We start from the raw sequence: 17,307 nt of genomic DNA, 5'->3' as shown, positions 1-17,307 counted from the left end.
AAGGATGAAGAGAAAACCAAATGCTGGGCATGCCAAATACCCCTCAAGAAGAGGGTTATTTGGCATTTATATCCATAACCCACACTACCATATCCCCAATTTCTTTAAAAGATCCGATACCGTTTCCTCTCCTTTCCTTCGGTCTTTCCTCGCGTGTTTCCTTAACAGAGACAGGAGAGATGGAAGGGCGGTTTCCATCGCTTGGGGATGCAAAAGAAACCGATGCCAATACGATTGGAGGATATTAAGCGCTTTCCATTCACTGATCTCGATTCCCTCCCGTTGATGCCAATACCTTCGGGCTTGGAACAGAAGAGTCTGCGTGACTAAAATGGCAATCAATGTCCCATATAAGTGGCATTCGAATCGTTCCTTCTTCATCTTTTTGACACGGTCAAGGTCAAATAAGGATTTCCAGCCCTTAAATAACAGCTCCACTTGCCAGCGCAGCGAATACAGCTCATAAACTTGTTGCGCATCAAACGATTCTTGTGGTAAATTGGTCAGTAAGATGTGATATTTCTTTTGTTCAAGGGTTTGGCGTGACAGCGCCTTCCCTTTCTTTTTTTCCTTTTTCCGCACATACGTCAGCCGTTTTTCCCATTCTTCCGCCGTGAGACGGCGAAAAATCAGACGCGGAACATACAGGCGTTGGTGTCCGATATACACGTGTTCCACTTCCACGGCTTCCCCCTCGCCCAATCGATTTCCTATCGATTCCCAATCCCATTCGTGCCACTCCCCGTCCTGTTTGATATAGACTTTGATATCGGAACGCAACCGGGTAATATAATAAGCACCTCGAGCATCGATCTCCGCCAGCGTGGCGAGTGAAAAAAACCCCAGATCCCGAATGCAAAGGTCATTCGGTAAAATCGTGTGCTGGGTATGATAAGCAAAGCGGGCATCGGAATCATTGGCCTGTTGGACGCACAGCTGAAGACAGGTGCCCGATAACAGCTCATACTCAAATTGGATTTTGGCGCCAGATGAAACCGAACCTTGATAGTCCTCACCATAGTCGGCCGGGAGTAAAAAACTGGTAGAGTCTAAGATCCGCAGACGGGTGAAACAAGCGCGATACGTCTCGGTGATGGAAGAGAGTGCCGGACGTTGATGCATCAGGAGAGTAAAAAAGACCTCTTTTAAAAACGCCACGGCACGAGGCGTAAACCGCTGATTCAGTCCTTCATTCGAGAGAGAGCAATCATGCCAGAGCGCCAAATCGGCACACAACCGCTGAAGCGACTGACAGGCGAGCGATCCGTCTCCCCAAGCACATAGCGTCAGAAAGGCTTCCGCTGTTAATGAACGCTGCCGCTGAATGAATCCGACTTTCCGTGCCAGACGGGTCAGTTCTTCAGAGGAGAAGAGTTGACGAATCGTTTTTATCCATGCCTTCATCTTTTTTGCCATCAAAAAACAATCCTTTCCAACGATGATTTTCGTTAGAAAGGATACCATGTTTTTGGCGCTGAAAAAAGATCAAATTCTTAACTTGATGGCTATGGGGTATCATCTCCCAATTGCAATAAATGTCGACAGATTAACGAAAAATAACTTATTATAATTGTTAAGATGTATCTAAAGAAAGGAGAAGGGAAATATGAACCGAAAAGTCCGCTGGGGAATATTAAGTACAGCAGCTATTGCTAGAGAAACGATTATTCCGGCTATTCAGCGTGCTAACAATGCGGAAGTGGTGGCGATTGCTAGTGGAAGTGGAAAAGCAAATAGCGTGGCTAAGAAACTAGGAATCCCTATTGCGTATGATAGTTACGACCAATTGCTAGATGATCCAAACGTTGACGCAGTTTACATACCACTTCCTAACAGCATGCACACGGAATGGACGGTGAAAACAGCAAATAAACAAAAACACGTCCTTTGCGAAAAGCCAGCTGCCTTGCGTGAAGCCGATGTAAGAAAAATGGTCGAAGTATGTGAAAAAAATAACGTATTTTTTATGGAAGCATTTATGTATCAGTTTCATCCACAGCATCAGAGAGTCAAAGGGATTATTTCCTCTGGAGAAATAGGAGATATAAAATGCATGCGCTCCAGTTTTTCGTTTTATCTTCGCGATCGGGAAACCAACATTAGAATGAACGCACAACTAGGCGGCGGAAGTTTATTTGATGTAGGGTGTTATTGTGTCCATTCAATTCGTAATCTGTTAGATTCAGAGCCTGCCGAACTGTTTGTTCAATCTAATTATGATGAACAACATTCTATTGATATGACAACTAGCGGATGGATGAAAATGAAAAATGGGGTTCATGCATTGTTCGATTGCAGTTTTGAAATGTTTTCTCAACAAAAATATGAGATAATTGGGACGAAAGGAAAAGTGGAAGTATCCCGAGCATATCGTCCAGATGCATATGGAGGAAACGGGATCATTACCGTTGCGACCGATAGTGGGGAAACGAGGGAAGAAGTCGTTTCTGGCGATCAGTACGTATTAGAGATTGAACACGCTTCTCGATGCATTCTTGAAGGGAAACAGCCGCTTTATTCAAGAAGCAATATGATACAACAAGCGCGGGTGCTTGAAGCGTGTTATACATCTATGCGGACTGGAAAGGTTATACAATTTTAAGCTGTTTAGAAAGTAAGATTTCCAGCTTCTATGAAAAAAAGGGAGGATTAACACGATGAAAGTGATTCAAGAAAAATGGGCAGAAATCGATCAACAGCCAGTCATATCTTTCACGATGATCAATGATCATGGGATGGAAGTTACTTGCATTAATTACGGTTGCATTATTACGAAAATCGTTACCCCTGATAAGGATGGAAACTACGAAAATGTTGTATTAGGATTTGATCAATTTGATCCATATGTAACGAATAGTCCTTATTTTGGCGCAGTAATTGGACGGGTTGCAGGAAGAATACAAAACGCGTGTTTTGAGTTGGATGGAAAAACGTATACATTATGTAAAAACGAAAACAACAACCACTTGCACGGTGGGGTAAAAGGGTTCCACCGTGTTCTTTGGAATGCGGTGGCGGTGGAAAAAGAAGAGGAAGTTGGCGTGCAATTTTCTTATACAAGTCCGGATGGGGAAGAAGGATATCCAGGTACTGTCCAGGTACAAGTAACTTACATGTTAAATAATCAAAATGAGTTAGTTATTTCTTATAACGCGCATTCTGACAAAAGCACGTTATTGAACTTAACGAATCATACGTATTTTAATTTAAGCGGGAACATAAAAAGAGATATTTTGAATCATGAATTAAAAATAAAGAGTGATCAATTTTTAGAGTTAAATGAAGAGTTGATTCCAACGGGTGTTTTCTTAGATGTAGCGAATACTCCATTTGATTTACGGGAAGGAAAAAAACTAAAAGACGGTATTACGGCAAATCATTCACAAATCGAACTAGTTGGACAAGGATACGATCATCCGTTTTTATTAAATGTTCATCATGATAAAGAAATCGTTCTTCAAGATCCCGAAAGCGGCCGCACGCTGACGGTCGAAACAGATGAAGTTGGAGTAGTAGTATATACAGGAAATCAGTTACAAGAGGGAATGGATATTTACGGTGTGCCGTCACGAAAATATTTAGGAATTTGTTTAGAAACGCAAGGATTACCAGATGCTATTCATCATCCTCATTTTCCATCCTGGGTATTGCAATCGGGAGAAAAATACTCATCGGTAACTAAATATAGATTTGGTGTTATAACAAAATGATAATCCTTGCTTTTTTGTTCTATGAACATCATTGTAAAAACATTTATTCCTTAAATCGCTCGCATTCCGCATTCATAAAGGTTTGAATATGAGATTATCTGTACCACATCCGATTCTGAAGAAGTTGTAAGTCAAAAGTTTGACTAGCAAAGGTGGAAGATAGAAAGGGGAATTAATTTTTGAAAGATAAATTTTTGTCATAAACTTTGTTTGTATACTAGACAAACAAATTTAGCAATATTATAATTTAGTTGTAAGTTATAAAAGTTTATGACTAATGTAAGAAGGGGGAGCTACGATTGAAAAAGGTAGTAAAAGTTCTTAGTTCTCTATTATTGTTATTTTTGGTTGTATTTATGATGACTGCTTGTGGACAAGATGTTGCAAACCAAAATGAAAGCGGTAACAAAAAGGACGAACAAGCAGGGCAAGATAAAACAATAAAGATAGGTTTTTCAGTATCGGATCTTACACTTGAAAGATGGCAACACGATCGTGACATTTTTGTAAAGCAGGCTGAAAAACTTGGGGCAGAGGTATTAGTACAATCGGCAAACGGGGATAGCGAAAAACAATTATCACAAATTCAAAATATGTTATCCCAGGGGATCGATGTCCTAGTAATTGTGGCAGTTAATACGGAAGCTTTATCTCCGGTTGTAGAACAAGCGAAAAGAGAAGGTGTAAAAGTACTCGCTTACGATCGACTAATTATGAATGCCGATGTGGATGCATATGTTTCATTTGATAACGTACGTGTGGGAGAGATGCAGGCGGAATATTTAGTGAAAAAAGTACCTAAAGGTAATTACTTCTTGTTAGGCGGTTCTCCTACAGATAATAACGCTAAAATGTTTAGAGAAGGACAAATGAATATTTTGCAACCTCTTATTGATAAAGGAGATATTAAAATAGTTGGGGATCAATGGGCAAAAGACTGGCAAGCCTCAGAGGCAATGAGAATCATGGAAAATGCGTTAACGGCTAATAAAAATAAGATTGATGCAGTTGTTGCTTCTAATGATAGTACTGCAGGTGGGGCTATTCAGGCACTAGAAGCACAAGGCTTAGCTGGAAAAGTAGCGATTTCCGGCCAGGATGCTGATTTAGCGGCGGTTCAACGTATCGTCGAGGGAACACAATCTATGACAGTATATAAACCTATTAAAAGTATTGCAACTAAGTCTGCAGAAGTCGCAGTTCAGCTTGCTAAAGGTGAAAAAATTCAAGCCGACGAAACGGTGAATAATGGAAAAGTAGATGTGCCGTTTATTAAATTAGATCCAATTATAGTGGATAAAGATAATGTAATTGATACTGTCATTAAAGATGGTTTTCATTCTTATGATGACGTGTATAAAAATGTACCAGAAGATAAGCGCCCGCTACGTCCGTAATAGATTTTCAAAATGTTAACCCTTTTGGTGGTATCCATGGTAAATGGTTTGATTCTATTTGCCGTGGATACTATACTAGACTGATTATTGTGCCTTATTATTCGCTAAATTCAATATTTTTTGATGATTAAGTTAAAAAATTCTAGGTAAGGTGGGGCGTATGCAACCATACATTTTAGAAATGAAGGGAATTACAAAAGAATTTCCGGGAGTTCGAGCATTAGATAATGTTACTTTTTCAGTACGGAAAGGAGAAATTCATGCACTTTGTGGCGAGAATGGTGCTGGAAAATCTACTTTAATGAAGATTTTAAGTGGAGTATATCCATACGGTTCATATGAAGGAAAAATTTATATAAATGGTAATGAAGTACAATTTAAGAATATAAAAGAATCTCAAGAAGCGGGTATTGCCATTATTTATCAAGAACTGGCGGTTGTAGAAGAAATGACTGTAGCTGAAAATATGTTTCTCGGTCATGAATTAATGAGAGGGAAGTATGTTGATTGGAACCTTCTATATGCCGAAGCGCAAAAATGGCTACAAAAAATAGGTTTACCTATTGATCCAGAAACAAAAGTTGGAGATTTAACTGTTGGTAAACAGCAATTAATTGAAATTGCGAAAGCACTAACGAAAGAAGCTAAGATTATTATTTTAGATGAACCAACAGCAGCATTGACAGAAAGTGATGTTTTTACTTTAAAGAACATTTTAAGAGATCTTCGCTCCCAAGGTGTTACATGTATTTATATATCCCATAAACTTAATGAAGTCATGGAATTAGCCGATACAGTAACTGTTTTAAGGGATGGAAAGACGGTGAGTACTGATCCAATAGATAAACTTACGGAAGATCGCATTATTGCTAAAATGGTAGGAAGGGAATTACATGAACTATATCCTTATGAACCACGTGAGTTGGGAGAAGAAATTCTTAAAGTAAACAATTATTCTGTTATAGATGAAAAGTCAGGGAAAAAAGTTATTGATAATGCTTCTTTTATTTTAAGAAGAGGAGAAATTCTTGGTGTTTCAGGTTTAATGGGATCAGGAAGAACGGAATTATTTACTAGCATATTTGGAGCGTATAAAGGAAAAAAACAAGGGACTATTTTTTTAAACGGAAAGGAAGTAATCATTGAAAGCCCTGCAGATGCTATTAGGCACGGAATCGCTTACGTTTCAGAAGATCGGAAGAAGTATGGTCTTATTCTTGAAATGGATATTATAAAAAATTCCACTCTTGTGGCTCTAAAAAGAGTAACCAATTGGAATATGATTGATCGTGCTTTAGAAGTAAAATATGCTGAGGAAATTACAAAGAAAATGAAATTAAAAGCACCTAACCTTGAGCTGAAAGTATCTCAGCTAAGCGGTGGAAATCAACAAAAAGTAGTTTTAAGTAAGTGGTTATTAAATAATCCACAAGTGCTTATTTTAGATGAACCAACTAGAGGGATAGACGTTGGTGCAAAACATGAAATCTATAAAATTATTAATGAATTAGCTAAGCAAGGTGTTGGTATAGTATTGATTTCATCAGAGTTACCGGAAGTTTTGGGAATGTCGGATCGTATTTTAGTCATGTCGGAAGGAAGAATTGTGGGGGAGTTTAGCCGAGAGGACGCCACGCAGGAAAAAATTATGACTTGTGCAACGGGAGGAAGACAAAAATGAAAAGTTTGGTTTCTTTTCAAGCACCTACGGATTCAGAAAAATTGAAAAGGACGCGTTCAAAATTTGATTTTCGCTCTTATACGCTTATCATTGCTCTCGTTCTTATAGCGCTTATTTTTGGAATATTAACAGATGGAGAGTTTCTATCTTCGCGTAATTTGTCCAATTTGTTTATGCAAATGTCTGTAATTTCGATTTTAGCTATTGGAATGACATTAGTTATTATAGCTGGACATATTGATTTATCTGTAGGTTCAATTGTTGGCTTAACAGGAGGAATTGCTGCTATTTTACAAGTATGGTATGGATGGGGAACTATTTCTGTCATTATTGTTGCAATTATTGTCGGTGCATTGATAGGACTTTGGCAAGGTTGGTGGGTTTCTTATCGTAATGTACCAGCATTTATTGTTACTTTAGGCGGCATGTTGATTTTTAGAGGAATTTTAATCGGGATTAGTAAGGGGCAGACTATTGCACCATTGAATAAAAGTTTTGAAGCGATTGGGAATAGTTATCTTCCTTATGTAATTGGTTATGTATTAGCAATAATCAGTATTATCATGCTATTTGTTTTTGTTAATAGAAAACGTAAAAAAAGGCAGTTATTAGGGTTAACTGTCAATACGAAGGTTAATGATTATGGAAAAGCGACGATTTACTCATTGTGCATTTTGGTATTAGTTTACATGTTAAACCGCTACTATGGTATTCCGATCCCAATGCTTGTCGTCGTTCTATTTGCGATCATCTTTGTTTTTATCGCGGTCAAAACTCCATTTGGAAGATACATTTACGCAATTGGCGGCAATATTGAGGCAGCAGCCCTCTCGGGGATAAATATCAAACGTATTGTACTTGCTATATTTATTTTAATGGGAGCGCTTTCCGGAGTGGCAGGTATTATTTTAACGAGCAGATTGAATGCGGCAACAGTAAGTAGCGGGGAAATGTATGAGTTAGATGCAATTGCTGCTTGTGTCATTGGGGGCACGAGCCTAATGGGCGGAAGAGGGAATATAATTGGAGCTATTATTGGCGCCCTCATTATGGCTAGCATCGATAATGGGATGAGCATGATGAACATTGAAACCTTTTGGCAATTTATTGTAAAAGGATTGATTCTTATTATTGCAGTCTGGATTGATATATCGAGTAAAAGTCGAACTAACTAATTTAATCGATATTGGAAATTAGTTAAAAATACACAACTGTATTTTGCATTTATGTGTGTTAATACCAATCACATGATTGGCCTATTTCATAATAGAAATATTATAAAACTAGGAGGAATTTTATCATGCCTTATTTCAACAATATCAACACCATATCCTATGAAGGACCAACGTCTAAAAACCCACTTGCGTTTAAATTTTACAATCCGGAAGAAAAAGTCGGAGATAAGACAATGGAAGAGCATTTGCGATTTTCGGTTGCGTATTGGCATACGTTTACAGGGGATGGATCGGATCCGTTTGGGGCAGGCAATATGATCCGCCCATGGAACAAATACAGCGGAATGGACTTAGCAAAAGCGCGTGTAGAGGCAGCTTTTGAGTTTTTTGAAAAATTAAATATCCCATTCTTCTGTTTCCATGATGTGGATATCGCTCCAGAAGGAGAAACATTAAAAGAAACATACAAAAATTTAGATATCATCGTAGACATGATTGAAGAATATATGAAAACAAGCAAAACGAAGCTGCTTTGGAATACGGCCAATTTGTTTACCCATCCTCGTTTTGTACACGGTGCAGCCACTTCTTGCAACGCCGATGTATTTGCGTATGCGGCGGCCAAAGTAAAAAAAGGTTTGGAAATTGCGAAACGATTAGGAGCGGAAAACTACGTATTTTGGGGCGGACGAGAAGGATATGAAACACTGTTAAATACCGATATGAAACTAGAACTTGACAATTTAGCGCGCTTCTTGCACATGGCGGTGGATTATGCGAAAGAAATTGGATTTGACGGTCAATTTTTAATCGAGCCGAAACCAAAAGAACCAACGAAACATCAGTATGATTTTGACGTTGCGACAGCATTGGCATTTTTACAAACATATGGATTAAAAGATTACTTCAAATTTAATATTGAAGCGAACCATGCGACTTTGGCGGGGCATACGTTTGAACATGAATTGAGAGTAGCCCGTATTCATGGAATGTTAGGTTCCGTTGATGCAAACCAAGGAGATATGTTGTTAGGATGGGATACGGATGAATTCCCGACAGATTTATATTCTACGACTCTTGCAATGTACGAAATTTTGCAAAACGGCGGACTTGGCCGTGGCGGATTGAATTTTGACGCTAAAGTAAGAAGAGGATCGTTCGAACCAGAAGATTTGTTCTACGCTCATATCGCTGGAATGGATAGTTTTGCAGTTGGATTAAAGGTCGCGCATCGATTAATTGAGGATCGTGTATTTGATGAATTTATTGAAGAACGATACAAAAGTTATACAGAAGGAATTGGACGTGAAATTGTGGAAGGAACAGCAGACTTTCATAAATTAGAAGCTTATGCTTTACAATTAGGGGAAATCCAAAATCAATCGGGCAGACAAGAACGATTGAAAACATTGCTTAACCAATACTTGCTTGAAGTTTGCGCAACCCGTTAATGAAAAGAGGGATGGTCTTGGATCACGTCATTGGTGTGGATTTAGGGACAAGTGCGGTAAAGGTGCTGCTTGTGGATCGGAATGGGAATGTAAAGGGAGAGTGGACAGAAACTTATCCCTTATATCAGCCCCATTCCGGATATAGTGAACAAAATCCCGAGGATTGGGTGAAAAAAACGATTGTTGCTTTAAGAAAGTTATTAGAGGTTTCCAATATTTCTCCTGACTCTGTTTGTGGATTGAGTTTTTCGGGCCAGATGCATGGGCTTGTGCTTTTAGATAAGGAACGGAACGTACTACGAAATGCCATTCTGTGGAATGATACGAGAACAACGGAAGAATGTCGGGAAATCGAGGAGAAAGTGGGAAAAGAAACGTTATTATCGATTACGAAAAACCGCGCGCTAGAAGGATTTACGCTACCAAAATTATTATGGGTGAAAAAGCATGAGCCACATCTTTACCAACAAGCATACACGTTTTTGTTGCCGAAAGATTATGTCCGGTTCCGTCTTACTGGACAAATTGCAATGGAGTATTCTGATGCGGCAGGGACGCTGTTGTTGGATATAGAAAAAAAGACGTGGAGCCAGCATATTTGTGATGTTCTCGGAATTGATATGCGCTTGTGCCCTCCTTTAGTCGAATCAACGGCATATGTCGGAACATTGCTTCCGGAAATCGCCGCAGAAACTGGATTATCTACAAATGTAAAAGTTTTTGCCGGCGGTGCCGACAATGCTTGCGGTGCAGTTGGCGCAGGAATTTTATCGGAAGGGCATATGATGTGCAGCATCGGTACATCCGGCGTCGTTTTGGCGTACGAGCAAACAGGAAATAAAGATTTTGCCGGGAAAGTCCACTATTTTAACCACGCCAAGCCGAACGCGTATTATATTATGGGTGTGACATTAGCCGCTGGATACAGCTTTGATTGGTGGAAACGTACGTTTATGACAGATGTATCGTTTGCCGATATTGTCAAACGGGCATATGAGTCGCCGATTGGCGCCAATGGATTGTTGTTTACTCCATATTTGGTAGGGGAACGAACTCCTTATGCCGATGCGGATATCCGTGCATCGTTTATCGGCATTGACTCGTCGCAAACGAAATGGGATTTTGCACGCGCGGTGATGGAAGGAATTACTTTTTCGTTAAATGAGTCTGTCGAGATTATTAAAGCAAGCGGGAAGTCAGTAAAGTCGGTCGTATCGATTGGCGGAGGAGCGAAAAGCATCGAATGGTTGCAATTGCAAGCGGATATATTCGCTACTCCGGTAGAAAAGTTAAAAAATGAGCAAGGTCCGGGAATGGGAGCGGCAATGATTGCCGCATATGGCTGCGGCTGGTTCAACTCGTTAGAGCAATGTTCGGACGTGTTTAAACAAGTAGAATTGGTTGTTGAACCAAGAAAAGAAGTCGTCGAACGTTATCAGGAGTTGTTTGCCATCTATCGAGAAATTTATCCGCAAACGAAAGAGATTACGAAAAAGTTAAAAGCATTTCGGAACTAATTTTTCTGTGCGCGCCGGTGCATTAGCACCGGCGCAACGTTTTTTCATCTTTCTTCCACTTTTTAAGTTTTTTCACGAGTGTGGAATGATCGATTCCTAATTGTTTCGCTGCTTTACGCAGCGATGTATGTTTTTCAATTGCTTCTTGGATGAGGCGTCTTTCAAACTGTTCGACGCGTTCTTTGAGCGTGAGTGGGGGCGTATCTGTCGTTTGGTCATAAATGTGCAATGGAAGGTCGTGAGGTTCGATGAGTTGGGATGGGATGGAAACGACCATATTTTCCATAAGGTTTTTCAGCTCTCTTACATTTCCAGGCCAGTGATAACGTTGCAAAATCTCTTTTGTTTTAGGAGATAAATGTTTATTGATGCGGTATAGCTTGCAATAAAATGAAAAATAATGGTCAATTAACGGCTCGATATCTTCAGGTCGTTCAGCCAATGGAGGAATATACATTTCGATGACCTGTAGCCGATAATATAAATCTTCACGAAATTTTCCTTGCGAAATAAGCTCTTTCAAATTTTGGTTTGTTGCGGCGATAATACGCACATCTAGTTTTTTTGTTTTATGGCTTCCGATTCGTTGAACTTGTTTTTCTTGCAATGCTCTCAGCAGCTTTACTTGCAAGGATAATGGCATTTCCCCGATTTCATCAAGCATAATGGTTCCTTTGTCTGCTAGTTCCAGCAGGCCGATTTTTCCGTCTTGTCGCGCTCCTGTAAATGCTCCCTTTTCATAACCGAATAATTCGGATTCGAGTAATGGTTCTGGTATAGCTCCACAGTTTACTTTAATAAACGGTTTATTTTTTCGCGGACTTAGATGATGAATCAAATTGGCGATGACTTCTTTCCCTACGCCAGACGGACCGGTTAGTAAAACAGTAGTAGGGTAAGGAGCAATTTGTTCGACTTTATCAAAAAGCTGTTTCATAGACGGGCTGCGAAAGACGATTTGTTCCTTTGAGCCATCGATGGAAAAGGTATAGCGGTGTTGGCTCATTTCCGAGAAACTTTTTGCTTTTTCTAGTTCTGTTTTCATTTGGATGAGATGCGAGATGTCCCGAACGCTTGTCACGACCATTTCAATATCTCCCTGTTCGTTGAAAACAGGGTTTCCAGTGACAATGACATCTTTTTTTCCACCTATTTTTTGCAAAATGGAAATTCGTTTTTTTTGTTGTAAAACAAGAAGAGAAACGGATTGATCAATATATCCTTTTTTCACTAGATCATACATATGCTTCCCGACAAGCTCTTCTCGACGGAAACCTGTAATGGCTTCATAAGCAGAGTTTACCATTGTCGTTATACCGTTTTGGTCGACAACATAAATGCCATCTGTAGAAAATTCAATAATTGTTTCCATTTGCTTAAAAAGAGTATGGTAGTGTTCCATTTGCGATATATCTTCGAGGACACCGATCGCTCCAATTAGTTCGCCATTTCGGTACAATGGAGTTCGATTGACGAGACATTGGCGTCCCGCGATGTTCATCTTTACTCCAATCGAACTTGTTCCGTTCTCTAACACATGAGGAAGCTGAGTAGTTGGAATAAGATCTCGAATATCTTTTCCTTCCCAATTTTCGTTTTCTATCTGGAGAAGTTTTTTGGCAGAAGCGTTGATTAATAAAATTTTCCCGTTTCGATCTACAACAATGACCCCGTTATGGATAGAGAAAAAAATGCTCTCCCATATATGCGGATCGATGATTGTTTGTTTCATACAGAGGACCTCCTTATTTTTTGTTAATGGTGAAAAAATTCAACATGTGGTGAAAAAAATCACTACTAATCCTATTCGATGTTTTTTCAAGCTTTTCCTTTTTTACGGTGATTTTTTTCACCATATTTATTGTTTATATGTTAAAAAATTTATTTATTTTATGGATATACTAAGTCTTGGCACGGTATTTGCATTATTATTGAATGAACAAAAACAAAGGAGGGGAAGCGAATGCTCGAAGAAACAAAAGGATTATTTATCGATGGAAAATGGGTAAAAAAGCAAAGAACGTATGAATTATGCGCTCCTTATGATGGACAATTATTAGCGCGCATCAGTATGGCAGATGCGGGCGATGTGGAAAAAGCGATTTCAGGGGCGCATCGAGCTTTTCAAACGATGAAGAATCTACCTGCCTATCAACGTTCGGAAATTTTATTCCGGGTTGCGCAGTTATTGAAAGAACGCAAGGAAGAGTTGGCGCGGATTGTTGCTAAGGAAGCAGGGAAGCCGATTCGTACTGCCCGAGGGGAACTGGAGAGAACGATTGTTACATACCAATTTGCGGCGGAAGAGGCAAAACGGATTTATGGGGAAACGATTCCAATGGATGCCGCTCCCGGTGGAGAAGGCAGGATAGGAATGACATGGCGTGAACCATTGGGGGTTGTCGTGGCCATTACTCCTTTCAACTTTCCTTTTAATCTAGTTGCCCATAAACTTGGTCCGGCGTTTGCCGCGGGGAATACGGTAGTATTAAAGCCGGCGGAACAAACCCCTTTAAGCGCGCTGGCGATCGCTGAAATTTCTCAAGAAGCAGGTCTCCCAGATGGGGCATTGCAGGTCATAACAGGCAGCGGTAGTGAACTTAGTGATGCCTTGTTAATGGATGAAAGAGTGAAAAAAATTACGTTTACCGGCAGTGCGTCAGTCGGAAAACTCATTAAACAAAAGGCAGGATTAAGAAAAGTGACGCTCGAACTTGGTTCGAACGCGGCGTTAATTGTCGAACCGGATGTTGTGCTGGACAAAGTCATTCCGCGATGTGTGGAAGGAGCGTTTTCTTACGCCGGCCAAGTGTGTATTTCGCTTCAGCGCGTTTATGTACATGAAACGATTTACGAAGAATTTTGCAAACGTTTTATTGAACGGGCCAAACAGCTCAAAGTCGGCGATCCTTTAGATGAAGACACGGACATTAGCGCAATGATTCACCAAAGAGAGGCGGAGCGCATTGAATCATGGGTGGAAGAAGCGGTTCAATCCGGAGCGAAAATTGGATTAGGCGGCATACGAAATGGTTCAATCTATTCACCGACGGTGTTGCTTGACGTAAAAAAGGATATGGCAGTCTCGTGCCAGGAAGTTTTTGCGCCGGTTGTGTCGATCGTTCCGTATCGAGAATTGCAAGAGGCTATTGAAATGGTCAATGATTCTGTATATGGACTGAATATCGGGATTTACACAACCAATATTCATCGCGCTTTATATGCAGCGCGGCAGATTGAATCTGGTGCCGTGATTATCAATGACATCCCTACGTTCCGCGTCGACCATATGCCGTATGGCGGGGTGAAAGAGAGCAGTTACGGACGTGAGGGAGTTAAATATGCTGTACAAGAAATGACGGAATTAAAGTTTGTTTCGATTAAAACAGATTTTTAAATAAAAAAAGAGAGGAGAGTTCCTATGTCCAACATGATAAAATCGCGCCCAAAACTTTATGTAATGGATAACGGGAGAATGAGAATGGATAAAAACTGGATGATTGCTATGCATAATCCAGCGACGGTTCATAACCCGAATGCGCAAACGGAGTTTGTGGAGTTTCCGATTTATACAGTTTTAATTGATCATCCAGAAGGAAAAATCTTGTTTGATACAGCTTGTAATCCAAATTCGATGGGACCTCAAGGGAGATGGGCGGAAGCGACTCAACAAATGTTTCCGTGGACGGCAAGCGAAGAATGCTATCTTCACAATCGGCTAGAGCAGTTAAAAGTAAGACCGGAAGATATTAAATATGTCGTTGCTTCGCATTTACATTTGGATCATGCAGGATGCCTAGAAATGTTTACAAACGCGACGATCATTGTACATGAAGACGAATTCAATGGCGCTCTTCAATGTTATGCTCGTAACCAAAAGGAAGGCGCATATATTTGGGCCGACATTGATGCATGGATTAAAAATAACCTCCAATGGCGCACAGTGAAACGTCATGAAGATAATATTATTCTCGCTGAGGGGGTCAAAATTTTAAACTTTGGAAGCGGCCATGCGTGGGGAATGCTTGGATTGCATGTGGAGCTTCCAGAGACGGGCGGGATCATTCTCGCTTCGGATGCGATTTATACGGCAGAAAGCTACGGGCCGCCAATTAAGCCGCCAGGCATTATTTATGACTCCCTTGGTTATATGAATACGGTCGAACGAATTCGGAGAATTGCACGGGAAACGAACTCGCAAGTATGGTTCGGTCATGATTCTGAACAATTCAGAAAGTTCCGCAAATCTACGGAAGGCTATTACGAGTAAGAAAGGAGAAGTGAAATGAGTGTTTCGCGAATTGTATTTACACCGCTGAACTATGTCGGCTGGGGGGCATTGGATAACTTGCTTCCGGAAGTGGAGAGGTTTTCTCCGAAGAAAATACTAGTCGTGACAGATCCAGCGTTAGAGAAAATCGGCCTTGTTCAACGTGTGACAGATCCGCTTGCACAACGTGGGTATGACGTTCAGCTTTATACAGATGTAGTGCCGGAACCTCCGCTGGAGACGGGAGAGAAATTAGTTTCCTTTACGAAGGAAGGAAAGTTTGACCTCATTATCGGCGTCGGCGGCGGAAGTGCGATGGATTTGGCGAAACTGGCGGCGGTTTTGGCTGCACATGAAGGGAAAGTAGCCGATTACCTTAATTTAACGGGAACGAAAAAAGTTGAGAAAAAAGGCCTGCCGAAAATATTAATTCCGACTACATCAGGGACCGGGTCAGAAGTGACAAATATTTCTGTACTCTCTTTGGATACGACAAAAGATGTGGTGACACATGATTATTTATTAGCGGACGTAGCGATTGTCGACCCACAACTAACCATTTCTGTTCCACCGCGCGTCACAGCCGCGACAGGCATTGACGCACTGACTCATGCAGTAGAAGCATATGTGTCTGTCAACGCAAGCCCGACGTCAGACGGTTTAGCGCTACAGGCAATTCGTTTGATTGCGCGATCGCTGCGGAAAGCAGTGGAAAATGGCGCGGATAAACAAGCGCGGATCGATATGAGCAACGGCAGCTATTTGGCTGGATTGGCGTTTTTCAACGCGGGCGTCGCAGGAGTTCACGCGCTTGCCTATCCACTCGGTGGACAGTTTCATATCGCCCACGGCGAATCGAATGCGGTATTGCTTCCGTATGTGATGGGATATATCCGCAAAAGCTGCACGAAACGGATGGCTGATATTTTAAATGCGCTAGGGGGAAACTCAAGTTTTCTTTCCGAAGAAGAAGCTTCCTACCGGTGTGTCGAAGAGCTGGAGCGAATCGTCCGTGATGTCGGCATCCCGAGAACGCTTGGCGGATTTAACATTCCAGAGAGCGCATTGGAAAGCTTATCGAAAGATGCCGCTCAGCAGAAACGACTGCTTGCACGCAGTCCGCTTCCATTGCTTGAGGACGATATACGGACGATTTACCAATCCGCTTTTCAGGGTGTGGTAACAGAACCGAAATAATAGGGTGCGTTTGGATTTGCGTAAATACATGAGTATTCCACGCTTGTGAGCAGGCAAAGAAAATTTTCTGCTCTATTTGGCGATTCGAATTGAGAAAAATAACTTGCTTGATATCGTTAAGCGGCGAAGGGAAGCAGACAGCTTCCCTTCGCTCTTATTTGAGCGTCATATGCGGTTTTGTATAAAACGCAACACTTCATAAGCGCGATCACCGATTAATTGAATCAGCTGCTCCAACATCGCGTCGCGCTGCAAATCAAGTTCTACGATCCGTCTGGCCAGTTCAAGAGCTTTTGGGTCCATGTTCATTCCCCTCGTTTCTTCATTCGTATCCCGTACTGTTCATATTCGCGCCGCAATTCACTCACCGTCCATTGTTTTAGTGCAGCAGAGTCGTGAAACAAGCCAGTTTGCAACAGCTTATCAATATAAAATCGCTTTTGTTTCGTAATTGCTGCGCGCATCAGTTTTCCCCTCTTTTTCCCTCCGCGTATTTATTTCTTTTAATATTACGATGTTTTTCTTCATACTACATTAATTTTGTTAAACCACTTTACAATAAAATTAAAAAATATGTTAATTTTCTTTACAAAAATAATTATGAATGGCGAAAAATCAGTATAATTTAGAAGATATAACATAGCGGGGTGGAGAGGGTGACGAATAAAGATGATTCCTATAAATTTAAAAAAGTGATCTCTATCGGCTCCTGACGCGACGAAATATAAGGAAGAGGGATGAGGCGCGGGTGGTTTTCATTTTGCAGTTGTTTGTATATTTGCTCATTTTTCCCGCAAAGAACGTAATAATCAATCGGATCGTTAGGAGAAATTTTTTTTAACAATTCGGTAAAAGCGCCAATTCCTATTTGCTGATCTCCTTTTTTATCCATTTATAAACAACGGGCAA

Annotated in this window: 15 protein-coding genes; 10 read left to right on the top strand and 5 right to left on the bottom strand. The window is 40.7% G+C overall.

The genetic code is table 11. The features are described 5' to 3' along the window. Positions 1–84: 84 nt before the first annotated feature. Positions 85–1,416, bottom strand: coding sequence for an IS4 family transposase (locus NXM86_RS10045; protein WP_044899035.1), 1,332 nt, complete (start codon positions 1,414–1,416; stop codon positions 85–87). Between the two features lie 190 nt (positions 1,417–1,606). Between NXM86_RS10045 and NXM86_RS10040 the strand changes: the two genes are divergently transcribed. The 7 genes from NXM86_RS10040 (at position 1,607) to xylB (ending at position 10,931) form a co-directional block, all read left to right on the top strand. Next, entirely contained in the window at positions 1,607–2,602 is a 996-nt protein-coding gene (locus NXM86_RS10040; RefSeq protein WP_375217005.1) for a Gfo/Idh/MocA family protein, read from the top strand. Positions 2,603–2,657: 55 nt separating this feature from the next. Beyond that, positions 2,658–3,710, top strand: a complete 1,053-nt coding sequence (locus NXM86_RS10035) for an aldose epimerase family protein (RefSeq protein WP_498957948.1) — start codon at positions 2,658–2,660, stop codon at positions 3,708–3,710. A gap of 356 nt (positions 3,711–4,066) precedes the next feature. Then, positions 4,067–5,107: a D-xylose ABC transporter substrate-binding protein gene (gene xylF, locus NXM86_RS10030; RefSeq protein WP_498959026.1), complete on the top strand. Its 1,041-nt coding sequence runs from the start codon at positions 4,067–4,069 to the stop codon at positions 5,105–5,107. 160 nt (positions 5,108–5,267) lie between these two features. Further along, positions 5,268–6,788, top strand: a complete 1,521-nt coding sequence (locus NXM86_RS10025; RefSeq protein WP_375217007.1) for a xylose ABC transporter ATP-binding protein — start codon at positions 5,268–5,270, stop codon at positions 6,786–6,788. After that, on the top strand, positions 6,785–7,963 hold the full coding sequence (locus NXM86_RS10020; RefSeq protein ID WP_375217008.1) for a sugar ABC transporter permease: 1,179 nt from the start codon (positions 6,785–6,787) through the stop codon (positions 7,961–7,963). Before NXM86_RS10025 ends, NXM86_RS10020 begins: the two co-directional genes overlap by 4 nt. A gap of 125 nt (positions 7,964–8,088) precedes the next feature. Next, positions 8,089–9,414 carry a xylose isomerase gene (gene xylA, locus NXM86_RS10015; protein WP_498957947.1) on the top strand — a complete coding sequence of 442 codons (1,326 nt, stop codon included), beginning with the start codon at positions 8,089–8,091 and terminating at the stop codon, positions 9,412–9,414. A gap of 17 nt (positions 9,415–9,431) precedes the next feature. Further along, the gene (xylB, locus tag NXM86_RS10010; RefSeq protein ID WP_061579256.1) at positions 9,432–10,931 is read left to right on the top strand and encodes a xylulokinase; all 1,500 of its coding nucleotides are present in this window, start codon (positions 9,432–9,434) and stop codon (positions 10,929–10,931) included. 22 nt (positions 10,932–10,953) lie between these two features. Here the strand turns inward: xylB and NXM86_RS10005 are convergent, their stop codons facing one another. Further along, entirely contained in the window at positions 10,954–12,663 is a 1,710-nt protein-coding gene (locus NXM86_RS10005) for a sigma-54 interaction domain-containing protein (protein WP_498957946.1), read from the bottom strand. Positions 12,664–12,894: 231 nt separating this feature from the next. On the opposite strand from NXM86_RS10005, the gene NXM86_RS10000 reads away from it, so the two are divergent. Genes NXM86_RS10000 through NXM86_RS09990 form a run of 3 tightly spaced genes read left to right on the top strand, consistent with a single transcriptional unit; the run spans position 12,895 to position 16,398 of the window. Beyond that, positions 12,895–14,328: an aldehyde dehydrogenase family protein gene (locus tag NXM86_RS10000; protein WP_498957945.1), complete on the top strand. Its 1,434-nt coding sequence runs from the start codon at positions 12,895–12,897 to the stop codon at positions 14,326–14,328. A gap of 24 nt (positions 14,329–14,352) precedes the next feature. Then, positions 14,353–15,201: an AhlS family quorum-quenching N-acyl homoserine lactonase gene (gene ahlS / locus NXM86_RS09995; RefSeq protein WP_498957944.1), complete on the top strand. Its 849-nt coding sequence runs from the start codon at positions 14,353–14,355 to the stop codon at positions 15,199–15,201. Between the two features lie 15 nt (positions 15,202–15,216). After that, positions 15,217–16,398: an iron-containing alcohol dehydrogenase gene (locus NXM86_RS09990; protein ID WP_498957943.1), complete on the top strand. Its 1,182-nt coding sequence runs from the start codon at positions 15,217–15,219 to the stop codon at positions 16,396–16,398. A gap of 165 nt (positions 16,399–16,563) precedes the next feature. Here NXM86_RS09990 and ykzB read toward each other — a convergent pair whose 3' ends face one another. The 3 genes from ykzB to NXM86_RS09975 all read right to left on the bottom strand — a co-directional run bounded on the left by ykzB (position 16,564) and on the right by NXM86_RS09975 (position 17,290). Then, positions 16,564–16,701, bottom strand: coding sequence for a protein YkzB (ykzB, locus tag NXM86_RS09985; protein ID WP_498957942.1), 138 nt, complete (start codon positions 16,699–16,701; stop codon positions 16,564–16,566). A 2-nt stretch (positions 16,702–16,703) separates the two neighbouring features. After that, positions 16,704–16,862 (bottom strand): Fur-regulated basic protein FbpA, encoded by a 159-nt coding sequence (locus NXM86_RS09980; RefSeq protein WP_498957941.1) that lies wholly within the window; start codon positions 16,860–16,862, stop codon positions 16,704–16,706. A gap of 212 nt (positions 16,863–17,074) precedes the next feature. Continuing rightward, positions 17,075–17,290: a hypothetical protein gene (locus NXM86_RS09975; protein ID WP_498957940.1), complete on the bottom strand. Its 216-nt coding sequence runs from the start codon at positions 17,288–17,290 to the stop codon at positions 17,075–17,077. Between the last annotated feature and the right edge of the window lie 17 nt (positions 17,291–17,307).

The organism is Geobacillus sp. CX412 (assembly GCF_027942335.1).
Lineage (GTDB): Bacteria > Bacillota > Bacilli > Bacillales > Anoxybacillaceae > Parageobacillus_B > Parageobacillus_B toebii.
Note: the sequence above shows the minus strand (reverse complement) of the source record. Positions and strands in the feature narration are given on the sequence as shown.